The following is a 23,108-nucleotide window of genomic DNA, read 5'->3' as shown; positions in this document are numbered from 1 at the left end:
TCACTTGAACTTGGTGATGGTGGCCTGGGCGATGGCCACCAGGGTGCCGCGGCCGCGCAGCTCGCAATGCACGTCGGCCTGGCAGACGATCAGCCGGCCGGCCACTTTGGCGACGCGGCCCGTGGCGCTCAGGCGTTTGCCCACGGCGGGCGCCAGCAGGTTCAGCTTGTATTCGGCGGTGACCACGTCGCCCGCCACCGACGCGGCGGCCCATGCGCACGCGCTGTCGGCCATGAAACCCAGCACCGCGCCATGCGCGAAGCCGTGGTGCATGGTCAGGTCGGGGCGCAGCGCGATGGACAGCGTGGCCTGGCCATCGCCATAAGCGTCCAGGCGTGCGCCGAGCCACACCGCGAAGGGCGTGCGCGCGATGACGGCCTCGATGGCCTCGCGCGGCGTGCCGGCCTGCGCCGGCACCGCGATGGCGGGCCGGATCGGCGCGTCGCTCATGACTCCTCCGCGACGGCGGGCTCGGCCACGGGCACGCCGTGCATACGGGGCGGCCCCACCACGGGCATGGTGTCGCGCAGCAGGCGTTCGCGGCTCTCGGCGCGCCGCACCTTGCCGCTGGAGGTCTTGGGCACCGAGCCGGGTTCGACGAAGCGCAGTTCGTGCAGCATGATGTCGAACTCGTCCAGCACCGCGCGGCGCACGTCGCGCGCGGCGGCCTCGGCATCGAAGTGCAGGCGCTGCGTGCGCTCCACCTCGATCACCAGGCCGGTGCGGGCCTCGCCGCCCTCGCCCTGCAGCGCGAACGCCGCCGCGCTGCCCGGACGCAGCCCGGGATAGGCGCGCTCGGCCACCAGTTCGATGTCCTGCGGATAGAGGTTGCGGCCGCGCACCACCAGCATGTCCTTCAGCCGCCCGGTGACGTACAGCTCGCCGCCGTTCAGGTATCCCAGGTCGCCGGTGCGCAGGTAGCGCTGCCCGGAGGCGTCGCCGCGCAGGCGGGCATGGAAGGTCTCGCGGCTGGCCGACGGCCGGTTCCAGTACTCCAACGGAATGTGCGGCCCGCACACCCATATCTCGCCCACGCTGCCCTCGGGCAGCGCCACGCGGCTGTCGGGATCGACCACGGCCACGCCGGCGCCCGGCACGGCGGCGCCGCAGCCCACGACGTCGTAGCGGTCGCCATCCCCGAGCGGCGCGGCGCAGCGGTCCAGCGCCAGGCCCTGCTTGCTGATGGTGCGCAGCACCGGCCGCGAGGCCTGGCCGCCGCCCGTGACCAGCAGCGTGGCCTCGGCCATGCCGTAGCAGGGGAACATGGCCTCGCGGCGAAAGCCCAGCGGCGCGAAGGCCTCGCAGAAGCGGCGCACGGTATCGGCGCGCACGGGCTCCGCGCTGTTGAAGGCGACCTTCCAGCGCGACAGGTCCATGCCGCCGCGCAGGATGCGCGACAGGCGCGCCACGCACAGGTCGTAGGCGTAGTTCGATCCGCCGCTGGTATGGGCCCCGTAGTCGGAGATCGCCTGCAGCCACAGCCATGGCGACTGGGCCATCTGCGAGGGCGCCATCAAAACGCACAGCCCGCCCAGGTAGAACGGCTCGAGCACGTTGGCGATGAGGCCCATGTCGTGATAGAGCGGCGCCCAGCCCACGTAGACCGCGCCCGGCGGATTGCGCAGGGCCAGCCGCTGCATCTCGAGATTGGCGAACAGGTTGGCCTGGCTCACGCAAACGCCTTTCGGCGCGGAGGTGGATCCCGAGGTGTATTGCAGGAAGGCCGTGGGGCTTTCGGGCGGCAGCATGCCGATTTGCGCGGGGTGCGCGGCGTCGGCCGAGCAGCCCTGTGCCCGAGCCCTGGCGCGCAGGGTGTCGAAGGCCACGCCCAGCGGCCGCACGCGAGCCAATTCGGGCAGCGCGCGCAACTGCCGGGCCGCGGCGTCGACCTGGTCGTCCGGCGCCAACAGCACCGCGGGCCGGCAATCGGCCGCGATGGACAGCGAGGCGTCGCGCAGGCGGCCGTTGCGCACCGGCACCACGGGCACCGGGATCATGCCCGCGTAGTGCGCGGCGAAGAACGACACCACGAAGGACAGGCCCGACTGGAACATCAGCAGCACGCGGTCGCCGGGCATGGCGTGCGCCGACAAATCGGCCGCCAGCGCGCGGGCCGCGCCGTCCAGCCCGGCATAGGTCAGCACCTCGGCCTCGACGTTCTCGGGTCCCAGGAATACGAAGGCGCGCTGCGCTTCGCGCGTGCGGGCCCAATGACGCGCCAGGCTCGCCAGCGTGGCGGGCTGATCAGGCAAGGGTTGGCTCATGCCAGCATCTCCAGGGTGGGTGACGACGCCGCACCCTGCGCCAGCGCAGTCAGTTCGGCATCGATGTGCGCCAGCAGGGCCCGGGTGCCCGCGGCCTCGAAGAAGTGCGCGCCGGGCAGCGTGGCCACGTGGCCCGCGGCGGTGGTTTCGCGCCGCCAGGCGGCGATCTCGTCCGGCGCCAGGATGGGATCGTCGTGGCCGCGGAACGCGTGGATGGGCAGCGCCAGCGGCGGCTCGACCGGGCGCGGGTACATGTCTGACAGCCGCAGGTCGGCGCGCAGCGACGGCAGCACGAAATCGCGCCATTTGGGACTGGCCAGCAGCCCGGGCGCCATGCCGCCCATGCGTGCCAGGGCGTCGAGCAGTTCTTCGTCGGGCCGGTCCCACAACGGGCGGCCGCGCAGCGCGCAGGCCGGCGCCCGGCGTCCGGACACGACCAGCAGCGCAGGCTGCGGCAGGCCGCGGCGGCGCAGCGCGCGCGTCAGTTCGAAGGCCACCAGCGCCCCCAGGCTGTGCCCATAGAACACGAAGGGCGTGTCGGCGCCGGCGCGATGGCGAGCGAAGGCGTCGGCCAGCGGCGGCACCAGCCGGGCCATCGACGTAGCCACGCCCTGCACCGGCTGTCCAGCCCGGCACGGCAGCTGGACCGCGCAGACCCGCGTGCCGTCCGGCCGTCCCTGCCGCCATGCGGCATATGAAGCCGCGCTGCCGCCCGCGTGATGGAAGCAGTACAGCCACGTCGCGCCGTCCAGGGCGGCGGCCGGCGCGCCATGCGGAAACCAGTCGTGTTCGCGCATGGTCCGTCCTAGGCCGCGCGCCGGGCCTGGCCCGGGCCGGCGGGATGCACGCGCAGCGGCAGGCGCCGCGGACCGCGCAGGATCAGGCTGTCCGTCTGCCACTGCACCGTGGCCTCGCCCAGGTCGATGTCGCGGTAGCGGGCCAGCATCGCACCCAGGCAGCGCTCGGCCTGCACGCGCGCCAGCAGTCCGCCCAGGCACGAATGCATGCCCACGCCGAAGCCCACGTGGCCCGGACCCTTGCGCGCCAGGTCGTAGCGGTCGGGCCGCTCGAACACCGTCTCGTCGCGATTGGCGGCGCCCATGCACAGCAGCAGCTGCTCGCCGCGCGCCACGGGCTGGCCGTTGATCTCGACGGGCTCCGGCACCACGCGCTTGGTCAGCTGCAGGGGCGTCTCGTAGCGCGTGGCCTCGTCCACCGCCACAGGCAGCAGGGCCGCATCCGCGCGCAGCGCCTGCATCTGCTCGGGATGGCGTGCCAGCGCGATCAGCAGGTTGCCGATCAGGCATTGCGTGGTCTCGGTGCCCGCCACGAAGGACATGATGCAGGCGAAGGCAACCTCCTCTTCCGCCAGCCGGTCGCCGCCGCTTTCCGCCTCGCACAGCATGCTGACCAGGTTGCGCCGGCCATCGTGGCGCACCGCGCGCGCATGGGCGATGAAGAAATCGGTGAGCGTGGCCAGCGACCCGCCGACCGACGCGAAATGCGCGGGCGTCATCAGGCCCGGATCCAGCAGGTAGCGGATGACGTGGATGTGCCCGGCGATGCCCGTGCGCGCCCGCGGATCCACGCCCATCCAGGCGCACAGCGCGTTCACCGGCAGGGGCTGCGCCACGTGCGCGACCAGGTCGTCGTGGCCCTGGGCGTCGAACGCCTCCAGGCAGGCGCCCACCTCGTCGTCGATCAGGCCATGCAGCTCTCGGATGGTGGCGGGCGTGTAGGCCTGGTTGATCAGGCGCCGCAGCCGCGTGTGCTCTGGCGCGTCGGTGAACACGATGGAGTTGCGGATGAAGCGCTCGATCTGCGCCACGTCGCCCACGCCCTGCTTGCGCGCGCTGCGCACGATGGTGTCCGGGATCAGCGCGACGCTGAGCCGGCGGTCCTTCAGCGCGGCCTGCACGTCGGCGTAGCGCGTCAGGATGCGCGTGCCCATCGTCAGCAGATAGGGCGCCTCGCGGCGCAGGCGCGCGTACACGTCGTGCGGATCCTGCATGAAGGCCGGATCCATCGGATTGAAGCGCACGGGGGCGGCCGTGCGGCGGACATCGTCAGCCATGTGTCTGCTCCGTCGTTGTAGCGTCGCGCGCGGCGCGGGCCTTGTCCCGCGACGCGCGCGACGTACCGTACGCTCAGTACGCGGCGTTTTCCTTCCAGCTGGACGCGATGGGCCGCAGCGCCAGGCGCAGCAGGCCGATCTTGCCCATGTAGAAGCCCACCGCCGTCTGCGTCAGGTAGGTCTCGTAGCGCGCGGTAGTCTCCTCGCCCACCAGCGCCACGGCCTCGGCGCGCCGCGCGCGCAGGTTGCGCGCCCAGGCTTCCATCGTCCGCGCGTAGTGGAGGCGGTGGTTGTAGACCGCGGTGATCTCCATCACGCCGTCCGCCGCGCGCGCGATCTCGTCCAGCGTGGGCAAGTCGGACGCGGGAAAGATCTCGTTGTTGATGAAGGCGCTGGAATCCTCGCGGCGCATGTTGCCGTAGGCGATGCTCTGCAGGGACATGCGGCCGTTCGGCGCCAGCCAGCCGCGGCACTTCTCGAAGAAGTGGCGGTACACCGCGATCTTTTCCTCGATGCTGTCCTCGGGCTTGGCGAAGTGCTCGAACGCGCCCACCGAGATGATCGCGTCGTACGGCGCCTCGGGCACGTGGTCCACCCAGCTTTCCAGACGGATCTCGGCCTTGGACAGGCCCATGGCGCGGACGTATTCGGCCTGGTCGTCGCTGAGCGTCAGGCCCACCACCTGCTGCACGTTGGGCATGGCGCTGGCGGCGGCCACCACGCCGCCCCAGCCGCAGCCCACGTCCATGACGCGGCGCGCGCGCGGCACGCGGGCCTGGTGCAGGTGCAGGTCGATCTTGCGGCGCTGCGCCGCCGCCAGCGTGTCCGGCGCGCCGTCCTCGGCCCACAGTGCCGACGAGTACGTCATCGAGTCGTCCAGCCACAGCTGGTAGAACTCGCGGCCCACGTCGTAGTGGTACTTGATGGCGTCGGCGGAACCGCCATAATCCTGTTCCAGCTCGGCAACGGTGTTCATGTCGCCCCCGGGGATCAGGCCAGGCGGCCGGCGACTTCGCCGGCCACGCCGCGCAGGGTGCTCTGCGAGAACAGCACCGAGGGCGGGATGTCCACGCCCAGCCACTCTTCCATCTCGATCAGCATCGAGGTCAGCACGGCCGAATCCAGGCCGAAGCTGTCGAGTTCCTCGTCGGGGCCGACGCGGGCCGGATCGATGTTCAGCGCGCGTCCCACGTAGTCGGCGCACCATTCGATGATGCGGGCTTCCTGGCCTTGCTGCAGCACTTCGGTCATGACACTGCTCCTTGAAGGGAAGGGAAAACGCCGCTCAGCGCCGGAGTCCGGCGGCCGGCGCCATGGCGGCCTGCGCTTCGCGCAGGGCGATCTGCTCGCGCGCGGGCACTTTGATGTCCCAGGCCAGGCCCAGCCAGCCCAGGACCTTGATGAACCAGAAACCGGGATCGATGCGGTACCAGGCCAGCCCGAACGAGGCCGAGCCGGGGAAGGCGTGATGGTTGTGATGCCATGACTCGCCGAAGATGAAGGGCGCCAGCCAGCCGATGTTGCGGCTCTGGTCGCGCGTGACGAACACGCGCCTGCCCATCAGGTGGCAGAACGAGTTCAGCGACCAGATGCCGTGCTCCAGCACGAACATGCGCACCATGCCGCCCCACAGGAAGCCGGTCAGCAGGCCCATCCACGACTGCTCGATCAGCGCCACGGCCACCGCCGGCAGCACGAAGCCCAGCGACACCCAGGTGTAGTAGCGGCGGCTGACGGCCACCATGTAGCGCTCGCGCACCAGATCGGGCGCGTAGTGCACCACGTTGGGATACGGGTGCGCGATCATCCACGTGAAATGCGCATGGACGAAGCCGCGCAGCTTGCCCTTGAAGCCGGGGCCGTGCAGGTTGGGCGAATGCATGTCGCCTTCCTGGTCGCCGCGTTCGTGGTGGCGGCGGTGCATGGCCACCCACGACAGCACACCGCCCTGCCCCGCCATCGAGCCCGCGATGGCCAGCAGCACGCGCACCGGCTTGTAAGTTTTGTAGGTCTTGTGCGCGAACAGGCGGTGGTAGCCCGACGAGATGCCCAGGCCGGAGAAAACCCACATCGCGAAGAATGCGCCCAGTTCCGGCCAGCCCGGCGGGATGACGGGAATGAGGGCGAAGGCAATCAGCGCGCCGATCATGGGCAGCACGCCGAACAGCAGGACGTGGCGCCGCTGCAGGCGGTGCAGATACGGGTCGTCGATGACCCGCCGCTGGCTGTCCTGCCCCAGCGTGGCGCGGGTGTAGACGGATTGGTACTCCTGCTCGAATTCGGTAGACATCGGGTTCTCCCGCGAGGTGCTCGCGTTTCAGGACATCGCTTGCGGCATGGCGCGCTTGAGCGGCCACGGCGTATTGGGGGCGCTGCGTACTGACTGCCGATCCACTGGATGCTGCGTGCATGCTGGGTGCTGCGCGTGCGTAGTGCGTGCTGCGTGCTGCCGACTTCCTGCTGCGCGTGCTGCCTGCTGCTTCGAGGCGGCCGGGCGGCCGCCCCCGACCGCTCAGGGGCGGTCGATGAGGATGATGTGGAGCTGCCGGGGGCCATGCACCCCGATCTCCACGACCTGCTCGACGTCGGCCGTGCGGGACGGCCCGGTGATGATGTTGACGGCGCGCGGCATGGCCGGCGCCACGCGGCGCAGGGCCTGTTCGAGGTTGGACACGATGGCCTCAGCGTGCAGCACCGCGATGCACACGTCCGGCACGAAATTGAGCGTGGTGGGCGTGCGCGGCGAGGACGCCAGCATCAGGCTGCCGGTCTCGGCCACGCCGGCCGCGCACAGCGTCACCGCCGTCAGGTCCTCGCTGCCGGCAGCGCCGTCGCGCACCGGCAGCGCCGTGGGCCAGGGCAGCGCGCGCAGCGGCTCGGCAACGACCAGGCGCGGCGCCAGGTCCCATTGCGCCACGTAGCGCGCCACGTCGGCGGGCACGTCGTGCAGCGAGCCCACGCGGGCGCAGGTGGCCTGCACCGCCAAAACTTTCTCGACGAAACGGTCGACCAGCGCATCCGGCTCCAGGGCGCGCGGCCGCCAACTGCGCGGCGGCGCGGGCGGCTGCACGGCCGTGGCGGCATCGCGGCCCAGCGCCTGGCGGATCTGGCCCAGCACGGCGTCGCGTCCACGGGATGACGTGCCGTCACGCTGCGTACCGCGGTGTTCGCCTTTTGAGCGGCCCTGCGGGCTCGTCGACGCGCCTTCGTGCGGCGCATCGTCGTGTGCGTCCTTGGGACTCATGGCTGACTCCCGTCACGTCCGCGCGCCGCATCCTGGCCGCGCCACTGTTCCTGGAAGGTCCTGCCCTGCGGCGCCGGCAGGTCGCGCGATTGCGTCCATCCGCCCGCCAAGGGCAGGCGCGAGATGGCGCCGCGCCGTCCGCCCAGCAGGCGCAGCACGCGCGCGGCCACGCCGTTCATGGCGCGATAGAGCCGCGGACGCAACGCCACCGCGGCCCACACGCCCAGCATGCGGCGCGCCATGGGCGAGCCCATGCGGCGCTCGAACTGCATGCCCCGCAGCCGCTTCAGCAGCGTGGGCAGGGGTATCTTCACCGGACACACCTCGGCGCACCGGCCGTTGAGCGTGCACGCGTTGGGCAGGTCCGGCGCATGCTCGATGCCGCGCATCAGGGGCGTCAGCACGGCGCCCATGGGTCCGGGATAGACCCAGCCGTAGGCATGCCCGCCCACGGCGCCGTACACCGGGCAATGGTTCATGCAGGCGCCGCAGCGGATGCAGCGCAGCATGTCACGGAACGCGCCCGCCAGCATGCGGCTGCGGCCGTTGTCCACCAGCACGACGTGATACTCGCGCGGGCCGTCCAGGTCGGGCTCGCGGCGCGGCCCCGTGCTGAACGTGGTGTACGCCGTGATCTCCTGCCCCGTGGCGCTGCGGCCCAGGATGCGGGTGAACAGCGCCACGTCGTCCAGTGTGGGCACCACGCGCTCGATGCCCGCGGTGACGATGTGCACGCGCGCCAGCGTGGACGACAGGTCGCCGTTGCCTTCGTTGGTGCAGATGACGCTGGTGCCCGTCTCGGCCACCAGATAGTTTGCGCCGGTGATGCCGACGTCCGCCGCGAAGAACTTCTCGCGCAGCACCTCGCGCGCCTCGCGCACGACGTCGCTGACGGTGCGTTGCGGGCCGCCCGCGCGGCCCGGATGATGCGCGTCGAACAGGTCGGAGATCTGGCCGATGGTCTTGTGCAGCGCCGGGAACACGATGTGGCTGGGCATCTCGTCGGCCAGCTGCACGATGTATTCGCCCAGGTCGGTTTCCACGACCTCCATGCCGGCGGCTTCCAGCGCCTGGTTCAGGCCGATCTCCTCGCCCACCATCGACTTGCCTCGGGCCACCGTGCGCGCGCCGGCGGCCTGGCAGATGTCCTGCACGATGCGGCGCGCGTCCTGCGCGCCGGCGGCCCAGTGCACGTGGCCGCCGGCCTGCACCACGCGCGCCTCGTAGGCCAGCAGATAGTGGTCCAGGTGCTGAAGCACGTGGTCCTTGAGTTGGCGCGCCTCTTCGCGAAGCAGCTCGAACTCGGGCATCAGGCCCACCACGCGGCGGCGCTTCTGGATCCAGCCGTCGCCCAGGGCGCCCAACGCGGATTGCAGCGGCACGTCCGTCAACGCGCGGTCCACGCGCGTCTTGAACGAGCCGGCGACGGTGTCGGGCGTCATTGCGGCTGCCCCAGGCCGGCGCCGATGCGGCCGGTCAGCAATTCGGTCACGTGGCACACCTTGATGGGCACCGCGTCGCGCCGCAGGCGGCCGCTCAGGTGCAGCAGGCAGCCCATGTCGCCGCCCACCAGCACGTCGGCGCCGGTGGCGGCTGCGCTGGCCGCCTTGTCGCCGCCGATCTTGGCGGACAGCTCGGGGTACTTCACGCAGAACGTGCCGCCGAAGCCGCAGCACACCTCGGTGTTCTGCATCTCGCGCAGCGTGATCTGCGGCAACTGCGCCAGCAGTTGCCGCGGCTGCTCGCGCACGCCCAGGCCGCGCAGGCCCGAGCACGTGTCGTGATAGGTGACCGTGCAGGCGGGGATGGCCGCGGGCAGCGTCACGCCGCCCATCACGTCGACCAGGAAGCTGGTGATCTCGTGGCACCGCTCGGCCAGGGCCTGGGCCCGCGCCGCCCAGCGCGGATCGTGCGCCAGGATGTCGGGATAGTCGTGCCGCAGCGTGCGGATGCACGAGCCCGACGGCGCCACCACGTAGTCGCAGCCCTCGAACGCGGAGATGGTGCGCCGCGCCAGTTCCCGTGCATTGCCGAAGTCGCCGCTGTTGAGCGCCGGCTGGCCGCAGCAGGTCTGCCCCTGCGGCACCACGACGCGGCAACCGGCCTGCTCCAGCAACTCGACGGTGGCGAAACCCACCGACGGACGGAACAGGTCGACCAGACAGGTGACGAACAGCCCGACCCGGGGTCCGGGTCCGGTCGCGCTGCCAGGCGGCGTGGCGAGGGAAGCTTGCACGGACTGTCTCCTGCGTTTTTCGTCAGGTTTATGAATATTTTGGCCCTACTGGCCTGCTTGGTCTGACCAAGCAGGCCAAAGAATAAAGAGCGTGAAAGCGGATGTCAACAGTGTTTTAAGCGCTGCGAATATCGGACGAATGGAAGGGAAAACCCGGATGAAAACCGCCCTGAAAGTGGTAGCCTGCCCGGCCCCAACGCTACAATTCCGTGACGCGACCAGGGATGGCAACAACGGCGAATGTCCTTGCGCGAAGGCCGGAAGCAGGGCCGGCAGCATGCATACCCATAAACACATCAAGCAGCTGGGCCTATGACGTTTGAACCCGTGCAGTCCTATACCCGCGTCCGTTTGTCCGACGTGGTGTCAGACCAGATCAAAGCCCTGGTCGCCAGCGGCGACCTCAGCCCCGGCCAGCGACTGCCGGCCGAGCGCGACCTGGCGGTGCAGTTGAACGTGTCCCGCGCCTCGCTGCGCGAAGCGCTGGTGCGCCTGGAAGCCGACCGCTACATCGTGTCCGAGGGCCGCGGCGGCTTCGTGGTGGCCGACATCACGAACGAGTACGTGTCCAACCCGCTGGCCGAGCTCATCATGCAGCGGCCCAGCGCCAGCGTCGACGTGCTGGAACTGCGCATGGGCATGGAGGCGCAGGCCACCGAACTGGCCACGCAGCGCGCCACGCCGCAGGACCTGCAGAACATCCGCGTGGCCTTCGAGACGTTGCGCGACCACACGCTGAAGATCGAGCGGGCGCAGTTGGCCGCGTACGACGCGCGCTTTCACCTGGCCATCGCGGCCGCCACGCACAACTTCGCCATCATCCACGTGATGAACGGCCTGCATGGCCTGGTGCGCGAATCCATGCGCAAGTCGCACGGGCTGTTCGACTACGACCGCGAGGTCGAGCTGCAGCTGCTGCGGCAGCACGAGCAGATCTTCGAGAAAGTGATGGCGGGCGACGCACCCGGCGCGCGCGAGGCGGCGCAGCGGCATCTGGCCTATGTGCAGACGCTGTACGAGCGCCATGCCGCCTCGCACGGCGGGCCGGCCGCCGACCCCGTCAAGCGCATCGGCAGGGGTACGCGCGTGCCCGCCATGCGCAGCCGCGGCGAGTCGTACTGACGCGCCGCCGCCCCGCCGCCCCCGCCGGACTGCCGGCGGCAAGCCGCCTCGGCCGGCTCAGTCCACCTTGGCGCCGGTGCGCTTCACCAGCGACTCCCAGTACGGCAGTTCCTTGGCGATGAACTGCGCGAACTCACGCGGCGTGCCGGTCACGTCGTGCGATCCCATTCCATCGAGGTTCGCGGCCACCGCGGGGCTTTTCAAGGTTTTGACCAGGCCGGTGTTCAGCCGCTCGATCAGCGGCGCGGGGGTCCCGGCGGGCGCGAACACGCCATACCAGTTCTCGATCACGAAGTCGGCGTGGCCCAGCTCCTTCATGGTCGGCACGTCCGGCATGCTTTTCGCACGGGCCTGGCCGGTGATGGCCAGGGCGCGGATGCGGCCCGACCCGAGCTGGGGCGCGATGGCCGTGGTGGTCTCGAACGCCATCTGCACCTGCCCGGCGACGACGTCGGCCAGGGCGGGCCCCTGCCCCCTGTACGGAATGTGCGTCATGTCCATCTTCATGTCGACCTTCAACATCTCGCCCATCAGGTGCTGAGGACTGCCGCTGCCGCCGGATGCGAAGTTGTACTTGCCTGGCTGGCGCTTGATGAGCGCGAAGAGCTCGTCGGCCGTCCTGGCCGGGACGGCATCGTTGACGTAGAGCACCAACGGCACGGACGCCACCTCGACCACGGGCGCCAGCGCCTTGACCGGATCGAGACGAAGGGAATACAGGTTGCGGTTGATCACCACGCCCGTATTGTTGCCCAGCAACAGCGTGCAGCCATCAGGCTCGGCGGAAGCCACGTACTCGGTCCCGATGTTGCTGCTGGCCCCGCCACGATTCTCGACGATCACGTTGGTGCCGAGCTCCTGCGCCAGGCCCGGGGCGACCAGGCGCGCCAGGATGTCGGTGGTGCCACCGGGCGGATAGGGCGAAACGAGCTTGACCAGTTGGCAGGGATAGGAATCTTGCGCCTGGGCGGCGCCGGCGGCGGCTACGCCGGCCAGCGCGAAGCAAGCCGCACGCAAGGTACGCGGGATGGACATGATGTCTCCTTTGATATGTTGTGGTCTCGGAGGAACGGCGTCAGGACGGCGCCGTCAGCATCGAGGGGGAACGCTGCAGCGTGTGATAGCCGAACTTCTCGCGGGCCTGTGCCAGCGGCATGCCGCCCAGGGCCGCATGCAGGATCCGCTCTTCCTGCTCGCGGGTCTGCAGCGCCTTGTCCAGCACATCCGGCATGCGCGCCCGCGGGACGACCACGACGCCATCGGCATCCCCGACGACCAGGTCGCCCGTGCATACCCGCACGTCGCCCAATGTGACCGGCACTTCGTATGCCTCGACCTGCACGCGGTCCTTGCCGGTGCGCATGAATGCGCCGCACGCGTACAAGGGGTAGCCCGCCGCATCGGCCTCGGCGGTGTCGCGGCAGACGCCGTGCACGACCGTGCCCGCGATGCCCTTGTGCGCGGCCAGGCGGCTCAGTATGCCGCCCCATACCGTGCAATCGTTGCGGCCGCCGTTGTCCAGCACCGCGACGGTGCCGGCCCCCAAACGGTCGATGAAATCGCCGACGGTGCCGGGGCTGCCGCGGTCTATCGGCGTGAAGCGCATCGTGAATGCGAAGCCGAGCAGCCTGGCGGGACCCGCGACGGGCCGTATGCCCAGCGCGCTGCCGGGCAGGTTGAAATAGTCCAGGGCGTCGGAGATCTCGGCGGTGGTGAGGCCGCACGCGCGGCTCAGCCATTCGGAATCTTGCGGATCGGGAATCAAGGGGCCTCCAGGTGCTGCTGCGAAGAAGATGACCTAAGATTCAATGGTCGAATAAAGAAAAAACGATATCAACCAACGTTTTTTGAGCTTAAGTTCAATTTTCATGAACCTGAAGTCATTGCAGTTCTTCTGCGAGGTGGTCGAGACGGGCAGCGCCAGCCTGGCCGCGCAGCGCCTGCACGTCGTGCCTGCCGCCGTCAGCATGCAGCTGGCACAACTCGAGGACACGCTGGGAGGCGCCGTGTTCGATCGCGCCACGCGTCCCATGACGCTGACGCCACTCGGGCATTTCATCTATCCCAAGGCGAAGGCCTTGCTGGCCGATGCGCGGCGCCTGTTCGACGAAGCGCAGGACATGGCGGCCGGCCGTTATGGCTGGCTCAGCATCGGGTTCACCCGTTCGACCATTTTTTCGGTGCTGCCCGACGCGGTGCGCAGGATGAAGGCTGACCTTCCGAAGGTCAAAGTCGAGCTGACCGAGATCCTCAGCGAAGACCAGGCGCAGGCGCTGCGCAATGGGTTCATCCACGTGGGCCTGTCGCGCATCATCGGGCCGCTGGCCGTCGATGACGACCTGGAAGGGATTCCCCTGTTCGACGACCCGCTGATCGCCGCGGTGCCGGCATCGCGAGCACTGGCCAGGCGCAGGCGCCTGACGGGCAATGACCTGGCCGGGCTGGCGTACGTCAGCTATCCGAAGGATCCGGCCAGCGGCTTCGCGCGCTCCGCCATCCAGGCTCTGGAGCACGCGGGCATCAAGGTTCGCGTGGGCTACGAGGCCAAGGAAATCCACACGGCGCTAGGGCTGGTGGCGGCCGGGCTGGGCTATACGCTGGTGGGCCGGTCGGTGGCGCAGGACAGCAGGGAGGACATCCTGTTCATGCCGATCCAGGGTCTGGGCGCGACGGCACAGGTGTATGCGGTGCGCGCGAAAGGCGTCTCGCATCGGCTGGTCGACGCGTTCATGCGGATCCTCGAGGACCAGTCCATTGCGCGGCAAGGCAAGGAAACGCTGTAGGGCAAAGGGCCTTGCGGATCGGTCCGCGCAAGGCCCCGGCATGGCTAGAACGCGTAGGTGACGCCCACCGCGCCGTAGACGCTGGTCTTGCGTTCGACCAGCGGACTGTCCTTCGCGTCGCCCAGCAGGGTGCGCACGCCGACCGTGCCCAGCACGCCCCAGTTGCCGCTGATGTTGTGCATCCACGTCGCCGACAGCGAGGCGTTGCGGAACCCCGACCCGGCATCGTACGCGCGCAGGTGGCCGTTGCTGCGCGAGGCCTCGCGCTGCGACACGCCGAACCAGGTCTGCATGGCGTCGTCGTTGGACCAAACGGTGCTGACGCCGACGCTCAGCACGTCTCGCTGGGACTGCAGCAGGTAGTACGACGCGCTGAGCTCCAGCGAGCCGCCGTAGCCGCTCTTGGCCGCCTGGCTATAGGCCGCGCCCAGCTTGAAGCGGCCCGGCGTCCATTCGGCGAAACCGCCATACACCGCATGGGTGTCGATGTCGCTCGTGCCGTGCAGGCGGTCGGCGTCGTCTTCGTCGCGGCCCATGTTCAGGCCCAGGAAGGCGCCCACCGTGACGTCCGGCAGCGCCTTCATCTTCAGGCCCAGCGAGGGCAGGCCGCCGCGCGGCGTGATGAAGAACGGTCCGTTCTCGTAGTTGATGAGCGGCACGGGCCGGACGCGGTACTCGTCCGAGCCCTCGTAGCGCGGCACCACGGCCGCGCCGATACCGATGAAGTTCTGCTGCGCATGCGCCTGCGGCAGCGCCGCGCCCGCGAGCAGCAGGCCGGCCATGGCCGGCAAACGTCGAATCATGGCATTTCCTCGTAATATCCTGAAGCCGCCCCATGCGGCGCCCGATATATCGCGGATTCTGCGGGCCAGGCTTTAAATTCTTTTTAACTGTCCGGCCCCACAATCCGCCTGCCCGCCCGCGTTCCGCCGGGCGCGGCAATAACCTCGGAACCCGATCGACGATGCAGATCCTGCTGGTGGAAGACGACCCCATGCTTGGCGAGGCCATGCAGGCCGGCCTGGCGCGCGGTCTGTCGGCCGAGGTGGACTGGGTGCGCGACGCGGCCGCGGCCCGCGTGGCGCTGATCGATCACCGTTATCGCGCCGTCCTGCTGGACGTCGGCTTGCCCGGAGAGTCGGGCCTGACCGTGCTGCACGCCCTGCGCAGCGCCTATGACACTACCCCGGTGCTGCTGGTGACGGCGCGCGACCAGCTCAGCGACCGCATCCGCGGCCTGGACGCCGGCGCCGACGACTACGTGATAAAGCCCTTCCAGCTGGAGGAACTGCTGGCGCGCCTGCGCGCGGTGATCCGCCGCAGCAGCAACCAGGTGTCGCCGCTGCTGCGCCACGGCGACGTCGTGGTCGATCCGGCCGCGCGTGTGGTCCGGCGCGGCGAGGCGCCCGTCTCGCTCAGCGCCAACGAGTACCGCACGCTGCTGGCCCTGCTGGAGCGCCGCGGCCGCGCCGTCACGCGCGAGCAGCTGGAAGACGCCGTGTACGGCGGCCACGGCACCATCGAAAGCAACACCGTGGCGGTGTACGTGCACCAGCTGCGGCGCAAGCTGGGCGACGGCCTGATCGAGACCGTGCACGGCTACGGCTACCGCATTTCCGAGGACGGGGCATGAGATTCGGCAAGCGGCTCTGCCACCGCCATGGCGCGCGGGCCGAGCCCGCCGGCGCCCATGACGGCGACCAGGCAGGGCTGGAAGGCGGCCCCTCCTTCTGCGCCACGGCGTGCGACGCCAAAGACCGTCGAGCGCCCTCGCTCAAGCGCCGCCTGCTGCTGGCCTTGCTGCTGACCGTGCTGCTGAACTGGGGCGCCTGGTTCGCCATGCAGGCCGTGCAGATGGGCCGCCAGCAGACGGGTTCATGGGACGCCGAGCTGGAAGACGTCGCGCAGAAGGTGCTGCTGTCGCTGCCCGGCCCCATGGAGCCCAGCTCCGGCATGGCCGGCTTCCGGCTGCCCGAGAACATGCAGCGCAAGCAGGACACCGACGGCCTGCGCTTCCAGGTCTGGCAGCTGGATGGCTCGCGCGCGCTGGTGCTGCGCTCGTCCGAGGCGCCGCTGCAGTCCATCGCGGGCGGAACGGACGGCCTGGGCTACAGCGACACGGTGATCGGCGGCGAACCCTGGCGCGTGTACGCGCTGAACGACCGCGACAACCGCGTGCAGGTCCAGGTGGGCCATCCCATCAGCCAACGCCGCGCCGAATTCCACAAATGGATGCGCGAGAGCCTGAACGCCACCGCGGTGCTGTTCGCGCTGCTGAGCCTGTCGGTATTCTGCGTGCTGCGCCACGGCCTGCGCAGCATCGACAGCCTGCGCGCCGCCATGCAGCAGCGCGATCCCTTCGACCTGACGCCGCTGCCCACGCGCGACACGCCGGTGGAGCTGCGGCCCCTGATCGCGTCCATCAACCGCCTGCTGGCGCGCCTGGAAACCGCGCTGACGCGCGAGCGGCGCCTGATCGCCGACGCGGCGCACGAGCTGCGCACGCCGCTGGCGGTGCTGACCACGCAAGCGGAAGTGGCGCGCGGCTCGATGCAGATGGAAGACAAGGACCAGGCGCTGGACAAGCTGCTGGGCGCCGCGCGGCGCGCCACGCGGCTGTCCGAGCAGTTGCTGGACCAGGCCCGCCTGGACGCGCTGGAGCGCGCGCCCAGCGAGCCCGTGGAACTGGCCGCGCTGGTGGCGCTGATGGTGCGCGACCACGAGTCGGCCGCCCGAGCCAAGGGCCAGCGCGTGGTGCTGGACGTGCAGCCCTGCACCATTGCCGGCGACCTGGACGCGCTGGGCATCCTGGTCAGCAATCTGGTCGACAACGCGTTGCGCTACACGCCGGAAGGCGGACGCATCGACGTCAGCTGCGGGCCGCACGAAGGCGGCGGCGCATTGCTGCGCGTGGCCGACAACGGTCCCGGCGTGCCGGAGGACGAGCGCGGCAGCATCTTCCAGCGCTTCTATCGCGCCCAGGGCACGGCCACGCGCGGCAGCGGCATCGGCCTGTCGCTGGTGGCGCAGATCGCGCAATTGCACAGTGCGCGCATCGAATGCTGCGACGGGCTGGACAGCCGCGGGTTCTGCGTCGAGGTGTACTTCCCGGCACCGGCCACGGCCACGCCGGCCGCGGCCTGATCGAACGCGCCCGGCGCAGGGCGGTCGATACGGCCGCCCGACGCACGCCGCCTGACGGAACGCGCCAGGCGAACGCGGTTTCCGGCTGACGGCGCCGACCCTGCTACACCCCGCCGTCGGTCAGCCGATACCAGTTCACCACCGCGCCGACATACAGCCGGCGCAGCCCGTACAGCGGGAACGGCTTGATGCCCGTGACGGGCAGCGGCAGCTCGCGGCGGTCGCCGCTGACCAGGTATTGCGCCATGGCGCGTCCCATGGCGGTCTGCAGGCCCACGCCACGTCCCTGGCAGCCGATGTCCACCAGCAATCCCGGAGCCGGCTCGTGCAGGTGCGGCAGGTAGTCCCGCGTGACCGCCACGCGTCCGCACCAGCGGAATTCGATCGGCACGCCGGCCGCCTGAGGGAACAGCTTGGCCAGCACCCGTTCCAGGTGCGCCCAGTCGGCCGCGCCGCGGGGCTCGCGGAACGGCCCCCGGCCGCCCATCAGCAGCCGGCCTTCATGGTCCAGGCGGAAATACAGCAGCAGGTTGCGCGTGTCCGAGCACACGTGCCCTTGCGGCAGGATGCTTGCGCGCGCCTCGGGCGGCAGCGGCTGCGTGGCCACCTGGTAGGTGTTGGCGTCGATGATGGACGGCTTCAGGCCTGGCCACAGGTCGCCGCAATAGGCATTGGCACACATCACCACGCGGCTGGCCGCGACCTGCGCGCCGGCGGCGGTGGTGGCCAGCCACTGCGAGCCTTCTCGTTGCAGGGTCGCCACCGGCGAGTCCGTATGGACGCGCGCCCCCGCGGCGATGGCCGCGCGCGCCAGCCCGCGCACGTAGGACAGCGGCTGCACGGCGCCCGCGCGGCGATCCACCCAGCCGCCCAGGTAGCGCGACGTGCCCAGCAGGTGCGCGGTTTCCGAGCGGTCCAGTTCCTGCACGTCGGCGCCGTGGCGGGTCCACTGGGCGACGCGGCCGGCAGCCGTGCGCAGGGCCGCCTCGGTGTGCGCGCCCTGGATCCAGCCCGCCCGGGTCCGCGGCACGTCCATGCCGTGTTTCTCGATCAAGCCGAACACCAGGTCGGGGGTGCCGCCCACCAGCTGGATGAGGCGCTCGCCCTGCTCGCCGCCATACATGCGAAGCAGGTCGTCGGGATCGTACTTCAGGCCTGGAATGACCTGCCCGCCGTTGCGCCCGGACCCGCCGAAACCGATCTCGCGGGCCTCCAGCACCATCGTGTCCACCCCTTGCTGCGCCAGGTGCAGCGCGGTGCTCAGGCCGGCGTAGCCCCCGCCGATCACCAGCACGTCGACGCGGTGCGCGCCCGCGGCCAGCGGCCCGGTGGCGGGCGGCGGGGCGGCGGTGGCTGCCCACAGGGAAGCGGACAGCGGGAAAGGAGCCTGCTTCGACATGGCCGGTTGCCTCACAAGTGATGCAGAACCCGGCGCAGGAAGTCCTGCGCGCGCGGGTGCTGCGGATGATTCAGGACGTCGCGCGCGGGCCCCTGCTCGACGACCACGCCGCCGTCGCAGAACAGCACGCGGTCGGCCACTTCGCGCGCGAAGTCCATCTCGTGCGTGACCACCACCATGGTCATGCCCGTCTCGGCCAGGCTGCGCATCACGCGCAGCACGTCGCCCACCAGTTCGGGATCGAGCGCGGAGGTGGGCTCGTCGAACAGGATGGCCTTGGGCCGCATGGCCAGCGCGCGCGCGATCGCCACGCGCTGCTGCTGCCCGCCCGACAGCTGCGGCGGGAACGCGTCGGCCTTGTCCGCCAGGCCGACCTGCTCCAGCAACTGCCGGCCATGCTCGTAGGCCTGCGCGCGCGGTTCTTTCTTGACGTGGATCGGCCCTTCCACCACGTTCTCCAGCGCGGTGCGGTGCGGGAACAGGTTGAAGCGCTGGAACACCATGGCGACCTGGGTGCGGATCGAGACGATGGAAGCGTCATCGCGGTCGACCTTCACGCCGTCTACGCTGATCGACCCGCCCTCGTAGCGCTCCAGGCCGTTGATGCAGCGCAGGATGGTGGACTTGCCGGAGCCCGACGGCCCGATGATGCAGACCACCTCGCCCTGCTGCACGTCGAAGGCTATGCCCTTCAACACCTCCAGGTCGCCGAAGCGCTTGCGCAGGCCCTGCACGCGGATCATGCTCATCGCTTGGCGCTCCTTTTCTCCATGTGCCGCACGAACAGGATCAGCGGCACGCACATCACGAGGTACATCAGGGCCACCAGCGTGAATACCGTGGAATTCTTGAACGTGGCCACGGCGATCATCTTGCCCTGCAGCGCCAGCTCGGCCACGGTGATGGTGGAGGCCTGCGACGAGTCCTTCAGCATCATGATCATGATGTTGCCGTAGGGCGGCAGCATGGTCTTCAGGGCCTGCGGCAGGACCACGCGCCGCATCGTCAGGCCCCAGCCCATGCCCATGGTCATGGCCGCCTCGATCTGGCCGCCGTCCACGGCCTGGATCGCCGCGCGGAAGTTCTCCGCCTGGTAGGCCGAATAGGCGATGCCCAGGCCGATGATGGCCGCCTGCACGGCCGTCAGCGCGATGCCGATGTCCGGCATCACGAAGTAGATGTAGAACAGCAGGACGATGATGGGAATGCCGCGCAGCACGTTGATGACGCCCGCGCTGAACTTGGCCAGCAGCGGGACGTTGCTGACGCGCATCAGGGCCCAGACCAGCCCCAGCACGGTGGAGAAGACCAGGGAGCCCGCGGCCACCGCCACGGTCAGCCACGCCCCCTGGAGCAGGATCGGCAGGAACTGCGCCGCGTCACTGAAGAATTGCGTCATGTCCCGCCCCGGCCTATTCCAGGCCCCATTTCTTCAGGATCGCGTCCAGCTCGCCGCTGGCCTTGAGCTTGGCCAGCGACTGGTTCACCTTGCCCAGCAGCTCGGTGTCGCCCTTGCGCGTGGCGATGCCCACGCTGGAGGTGACGGTGGGCTTGTACGAACGCACCATCTTCAGGTTGGGATAGCTACCCAGGTTGATGGCGTAGGCCGCGATCGGGAAGTCCAGGAATCCCGCCTGCAGGCGTCCCGCGTTGACGTCGCGCATGATGTCCGGCGTGGACTCGTAGAGCTTCACTTCCTTGAAGATGCCTGCCTTCTGCATGGGTTCGACGAAGGCCGTGCCGACCTGCACGCCGACCGTCATGCCCTTCATGTCGGCATAGCCCGTATAGGCCTTCTCGTCGGTCTTGGGCACCACCATGCCGTCGCCGTACGTGTAGATGGGTTCGGAGAAGTCCACGACCTCCTTGCGCGTGGGCGTGATGAACATGGCCGCGGAGATCAGGTCGATGCGCTTGGACGTCAGCGAACCGATCAGCGCCGAGAACTGCATCGCCTCGATGCTTGCCTGGAATCCCGCGTCCTTGCCGATCGCGTTGGTGATGTCCACCATCACGCCCTGGATGGAGTTGGTCTTGGTGTCCAGGAAGGTGAACGGGCTGCCCGTCGGCGTCGACCCCACCTTGAGCGTCTTCTGCGCGAGCGCGGCATCGCCGCCCAGGACCGCTGCGGCCATCAGGGTGGCCATCATCAAAGTCTTCAACTTCATGATCATTCCTCTTGGGGGTCTGTGGAAAGGGAAACGCCGCGCGCGTCGTCGGACGCGGGCCGGCTTGCCGACGCCTGGGCCGCCGTATGGCTGATCGCCCAGATGACTTCGGTTTCGGTATCGCCGGGATTGCACCAGCGGCGCGGCTCGCTGCCCGCGTAGCTGAAGCTGTCCCCCGGCTGCAGGCGCACGACGCGCCGGCCGATCCAGAGATCGAGTTCGCCGCGCACGACCAGACCCACCTGTTCGTCGGTGTCGGTGACGAACAGCTCGTCGCCGCTGGAGCCGCCGGGGGCCAGCACGGCCCGGCACAGGTCCAGCGCGGCGGAGCGGGGCGGCGTGTACACCTCTTTGGAGACGCCGCGGTCCAGGCTGTCGATGCGGCGATGGCGACCGGCGCGCAGGACGTGGCCGTCCGTGTCGCCGCCCTCCTGCCCCGCGTTGCGCAGCAAGGCGTCGATGGACACGTCGTACAGGCCCGACAGCGCCTGCAGCGCCCGCAGCGACGGAGAACTCATGCCGCGCTCGATCTGGCTGAGCATGCCCAGCGACACGTCGCAGGCAGACGACACTTCGGCCAGCGACAGGCCGCGGCGCTTGCGCAACTGGCGCAATTGCGCCCCGAGCCAGAGATTGATCAGGCTCTTGGGACGCACCTTGGCAGCGGCGGATCTGACCACGATTGAAACTTTCAATATTGTGGAAGTTTCAGATGCTAAGAAGAATCCTTGGCACGGCAAAAGCTGGGGAATGCCCTAGCGCACGGGCGCGCGCCTATGACGGACTGGGGAATCCCCTGATGGGAAACCGTCCGAGGCGCGCTCCGTACAGGTCCGCGTGAGAAGGCCCGGCGGCGGAAATGCGGCGGGGAGGCAGCGGCAAACCGCGACGGACGCGCGGTTCAGCCGACGTCGGTTTCGGACGGCAAGGCGGCCAGGAAGCGCTCGTCGGCGGCCGTCAGGCGGCCGTCGGCGCGGGCGCGCGCGATGAGCTCTGGACGGCGGCGCGCGGTCAGCTCGAGGGACTGCTCGCGCCGCCAGCGCGCGATCTGCGCGTGATGGCCGCTGAGCAGCTGCGCGGGCACCTGCACGCCTTCGTGGACTTCGGGACGCGTGTAGTGCGGGCTGTCCAGCAGGCCGTCCAATGCTGGATTGAACGAGTCCTGCAGCGCCGAATCGCCGTCGTTGAGCACGCCGGGCAGCAGTCGCACCGCGGCGTCGATCATGGCCAGGGCGGCCAGTTCGCCGCCCGACAGCACGAAGTCGCCCAGCGACAGTTCCAGCGTGACGCAGCGGTCGATGAAGCGCTGGTCGACGCCTTCGTAGCGACCGCAGATGAAGATGGCGCCGTCGCCGGCGGCCAGCTCGCCCGCGGCCTGCTGGTCGTAGCGACGGCCGGTGGGCGACAGCAGGATGACGGGCGCTGCGGCCAGGCCCTGCAGGCCTCGGTCGGCTTGCGCAGCGCCGACGGCGGCCTCCAGCGGGGCCGCCATCATCACCATGCCGGGGCCGCCGCCATAGGGGCGGTCGTCCACGGTGCGGTGCACGTCATGGGTGAATTCGCGCGGATTCCAGGCGCGCAGCGACCAGATGCCGTGGCCGTGCGCGCGCCCGGTGACGCCGAGATCGCGCACCACGGAAAACATGTCGGGGAACAGCGTGACGACGTCGAAACGCATCGGTCAGTATTCGACCGGCCAGTCGCTGTCGATACGGCGCGCCGCCAGGTCGACTCCGTGGATGTGAGCCTGCACGAAGGGCACCAGCATTTCGGCTGGGCGCCCCTTGGCATCGAGCATGGGCTGGGGCTCGGCGCCTTCGGCGTCGACGCGCATGCGCGCCACCCGCAGGATGGCGTGCGCGCCATTGTCCAGCACTTCCTCGACGCGGCCCAGCAGTTGGGCCGGCCCTTCGGCCGTGCTGTACAGATCGCAGCCGATCAGGTCGACCCAATAGTATTCGTCTTCGTCAGGCTGCGGAAAGGCGCTGCGGGAAGCGAGCACCACGCAGCCGCGCAGGGCCTCGGCCTGGTCGCGATCTGAAAGACCGGCCAGCTGGGCGACCACCGTGGCGCCCTGCGTACGCGACTGCACGATGGCATGCGCGATGGGCACGGGCGCGGCGGAGCCCCGCGCCGCCTGAGGCACGGGACGCAGCAGCCACCATTGCTTGACCGAGCGCAGGACTTCGGCCTGCGCGGAATGCGGCTGGACCTTGATCCAGCCCTTGACGCCATAGGCCGCGGTGATGCGGCCCAGTTCCACCAGATCGGACGGAACGGCGACAGGATCTACGGCTTGAGTCACTGCTTTTGCCAGACCTGCCGGGAACAACCGGCAAGGTCCGCCAACGGCTTAGGCCGCGGCGGAAACCTTGGCCGAGTATTCCTTGACCAGGCGCTCGACGGCGGGCGACAGCTGGGCGCCGTTGCCGGTCCAGTACTGGACGCGATCCAGCGCGATGCGCAGGTTTTCCGTGCCTTCGCTGCCGACCGGGTTGTAGAAGCCGACGCGCTCAACGAAACGACCGTCGCGGCGGTTGCGCGAATCCGTAGCCACCAGATTGTAGAACGGGCGCTTCTTGGAGCCGCCACGAGCCAGACGAATCACCACCATAGGTAATCCCTTGAATTAGTTGTGAAAAGCAGAAAATTCTAGCACCTTTCCCGGCACTGT

24 protein-coding genes and 1 pseudogene are annotated in these 23,108 nt (G+C 69.6%); 4 read left to right on the top strand and 21 right to left on the bottom strand.

The genetic code is table 11. The features are described 5' to 3' along the window. The 10 genes from FS845_RS19930 to FS845_RS19885 form a co-directional block, all read right to left on the bottom strand. Window positions 1-450 carry a PaaI family thioesterase gene (locus FS845_RS19930; protein WP_144638564.1) on the bottom strand — a complete coding sequence of 150 codons (450 nt, stop codon included), beginning with the start codon at window positions 448-450 and terminating at the stop codon, window positions 1-3. Further along, window positions 447-2,264: a fatty acyl-AMP ligase gene (locus FS845_RS19925; protein ID WP_144638562.1), complete on the bottom strand. Its 1,818-nt coding sequence runs from the start codon at window positions 2,262-2,264 to the stop codon at window positions 447-449. Before FS845_RS19925 ends, FS845_RS19930 begins: the two co-directional genes overlap by 4 nt. Further along, a complete protein-coding gene (locus FS845_RS19920) occupies window positions 2,261-3,061 on the bottom strand; it encodes a thioesterase II family protein (RefSeq protein ID WP_144638560.1) in 801 nt (266 codons plus the stop codon). The genes FS845_RS19925 and FS845_RS19920 overlap by 4 nt, the downstream gene beginning before the upstream one ends. Before the next feature lie 8 nt (window positions 3,062-3,069). Beyond that, window positions 3,070-4,338 (bottom strand): cytochrome P450, encoded by a 1,269-nt coding sequence (locus FS845_RS19915; protein WP_144638558.1) that lies wholly within the window; start codon window positions 4,336-4,338, stop codon window positions 3,070-3,072. Between the two features lie 73 nt (window positions 4,339-4,411). After that, window positions 4,412-5,314: an SAM-dependent methyltransferase gene (locus FS845_RS19910; protein ID WP_144638556.1), complete on the bottom strand. Its 903-nt coding sequence runs from the start codon at window positions 5,312-5,314 to the stop codon at window positions 4,412-4,414. A 14-nt stretch (window positions 5,315-5,328) separates the two neighbouring features. Further along, complete coding sequence (locus FS845_RS19905; protein WP_144638554.1) at window positions 5,329-5,589, bottom strand: acyl carrier protein; 261 nt, start codon at window positions 5,587-5,589, stop codon at window positions 5,329-5,331. Window positions 5,590-5,623: 34 nt separating this feature from the next. Beyond that, window positions 5,624-6,628, bottom strand: a complete 1,005-nt coding sequence (locus tag FS845_RS19900; RefSeq protein ID WP_144638552.1) for an acyl-CoA desaturase — start codon at window positions 6,626-6,628, stop codon at window positions 5,624-5,626. A 222-nt stretch (window positions 6,629-6,850) separates the two neighbouring features. Next, complete coding sequence (locus FS845_RS19895) at window positions 6,851-7,582, bottom strand: lactate utilization protein C (RefSeq protein WP_144638550.1); 732 nt, start codon at window positions 7,580-7,582, stop codon at window positions 6,851-6,853. Beyond that, a complete protein-coding gene (locus tag FS845_RS19890) occupies window positions 7,579-9,024 on the bottom strand; it encodes a lactate utilization protein B (RefSeq protein WP_144638549.1) in 1,446 nt (481 codons plus the stop codon). The genes FS845_RS19895 and FS845_RS19890 overlap by 4 nt, the downstream gene beginning before the upstream one ends. After that, on the bottom strand, window positions 9,021-9,818 hold the full coding sequence (locus FS845_RS19885; RefSeq protein ID WP_144638547.1) for a (Fe-S)-binding protein: 798 nt from the start codon (window positions 9,816-9,818) through the stop codon (window positions 9,021-9,023). The genes FS845_RS19890 and FS845_RS19885 overlap by 4 nt, the downstream gene beginning before the upstream one ends. 312 nt (window positions 9,819-10,130) lie before the next feature. Between FS845_RS19885 and FS845_RS19880 the strand changes: the two are divergent. Continuing rightward, window positions 10,131-10,847 (top strand): annotated as a pseudogene (locus FS845_RS19880) (FadR/GntR family transcriptional regulator); the annotation flags it as partial. 150 nt (window positions 10,848-10,997) lie between these two features. On the opposite strand, the gene FS845_RS19875 reads toward FS845_RS19880, so the two are convergent. Further along, complete coding sequence (locus FS845_RS19875; RefSeq protein WP_144638543.1) at window positions 10,998-11,975, bottom strand: Bug family tripartite tricarboxylate transporter substrate binding protein; 978 nt, start codon at window positions 11,973-11,975, stop codon at window positions 10,998-11,000. Between the two features lie 40 nt (window positions 11,976-12,015). Continuing rightward, entirely contained in the window at window positions 12,016-12,705 is a 690-nt protein-coding gene (locus FS845_RS19870; protein ID WP_260986365.1) for an RraA family protein, read from the bottom strand. Between the two features lie 103 nt (window positions 12,706-12,808). Here FS845_RS19870 and FS845_RS19865 point away from each other — a divergent pair, with 103 nt between their 5' ends. Beyond that, window positions 12,809-13,723: a LysR family transcriptional regulator gene (locus tag FS845_RS19865; RefSeq protein WP_144638541.1), complete on the top strand. Its 915-nt coding sequence runs from the start codon at window positions 12,809-12,811 to the stop codon at window positions 13,721-13,723. Window positions 13,724-13,767: 44 nt separating this feature from the next. Here the strand turns inward: FS845_RS19865 and FS845_RS19860 are convergent, their stop codons facing one another. Continuing rightward, window positions 13,768-14,526, bottom strand: a complete 759-nt coding sequence (locus FS845_RS19860) for a MipA/OmpV family protein (protein ID WP_144638539.1) — start codon at window positions 14,524-14,526, stop codon at window positions 13,768-13,770. 161 nt (window positions 14,527-14,687) lie between these two features. Here FS845_RS19860 and FS845_RS19855 point away from each other — a divergent pair, with 161 nt between their 5' ends. Both FS845_RS19855 and FS845_RS19850 read left to right on the top strand, forming a co-directional pair. Further along, a complete protein-coding gene (locus FS845_RS19855; protein ID WP_144638537.1) occupies window positions 14,688-15,356 on the top strand; it encodes a response regulator transcription factor in 669 nt (222 codons plus the stop codon). Next, complete coding sequence (locus FS845_RS19850; protein ID WP_144638535.1) at window positions 15,353-16,867, top strand: ATP-binding protein; 1,515 nt, start codon at window positions 15,353-15,355, stop codon at window positions 16,865-16,867. The genes FS845_RS19855 and FS845_RS19850 overlap by 4 nt, the downstream gene beginning before the upstream one ends. A 103-nt stretch (window positions 16,868-16,970) precedes the next feature. Here the strand turns inward: FS845_RS19850 and FS845_RS19845 are convergent, their stop codons facing one another. From FS845_RS19845 to rpsP, 8 genes are all read right to left on the bottom strand, one after another. Then, a complete protein-coding gene (locus FS845_RS19845; protein ID WP_144638533.1) occupies window positions 16,971-18,266 on the bottom strand; it encodes an NAD(P)/FAD-dependent oxidoreductase in 1,296 nt (431 codons plus the stop codon). 11 nt (window positions 18,267-18,277) lie between these two features. Next, window positions 18,278-19,009 (bottom strand): amino acid ABC transporter ATP-binding protein, encoded by a 732-nt coding sequence (locus FS845_RS19840; RefSeq protein WP_144638676.1) that lies wholly within the window; start codon window positions 19,007-19,009, stop codon window positions 18,278-18,280. Window positions 19,010-19,011: 2 nt separating this feature from the next. Then, complete coding sequence (locus FS845_RS19835; protein WP_144638531.1) at window positions 19,012-19,665, bottom strand: amino acid ABC transporter permease; 654 nt, start codon at window positions 19,663-19,665, stop codon at window positions 19,012-19,014. 13 nt (window positions 19,666-19,678) lie between these two features. Continuing rightward, window positions 19,679-20,434, bottom strand: a complete 756-nt coding sequence (locus tag FS845_RS19830; RefSeq protein ID WP_144638529.1) for an ABC transporter substrate-binding protein — start codon at window positions 20,432-20,434, stop codon at window positions 19,679-19,681. A 2-nt stretch (window positions 20,435-20,436) separates the two neighbouring features. Beyond that, window positions 20,437-21,114, bottom strand: coding sequence for a helix-turn-helix domain-containing protein (locus FS845_RS19825; protein WP_260986364.1), 678 nt, complete (start codon window positions 21,112-21,114; stop codon window positions 20,437-20,439). Between the two features lie 221 nt (window positions 21,115-21,335). Further along, window positions 21,336-22,112: a tRNA (guanosine(37)-N1)-methyltransferase TrmD gene (gene trmD, locus FS845_RS19820; RefSeq protein WP_144638527.1), complete on the bottom strand. Its 777-nt coding sequence runs from the start codon at window positions 22,110-22,112 to the stop codon at window positions 21,336-21,338. 3 nt (window positions 22,113-22,115) lie between these two features. After that, window positions 22,116-22,739 (bottom strand): ribosome maturation factor RimM, encoded by a 624-nt coding sequence (gene rimM / locus FS845_RS19815; protein WP_144638525.1) that lies wholly within the window; start codon window positions 22,737-22,739, stop codon window positions 22,116-22,118. A gap of 48 nt (window positions 22,740-22,787) precedes the next feature. Beyond that, complete coding sequence (gene rpsP / locus FS845_RS19810; protein ID WP_066130660.1) at window positions 22,788-23,048, bottom strand: 30S ribosomal protein S16; 261 nt, start codon at window positions 23,046-23,048, stop codon at window positions 22,788-22,790. Between the last annotated feature and the right edge of the window lie 60 nt (window positions 23,049-23,108).

The organism is Bordetella genomosp. 13 (assembly GCF_007679965.1).
GTDB lineage: Bacteria > Pseudomonadota > Gammaproteobacteria > Burkholderiales > Burkholderiaceae_B > Bordetella.
The sequence above is the reverse complement of the archived record's forward strand: the minus strand, read 5'-3'. Positions and strand labels throughout refer to the sequence as shown.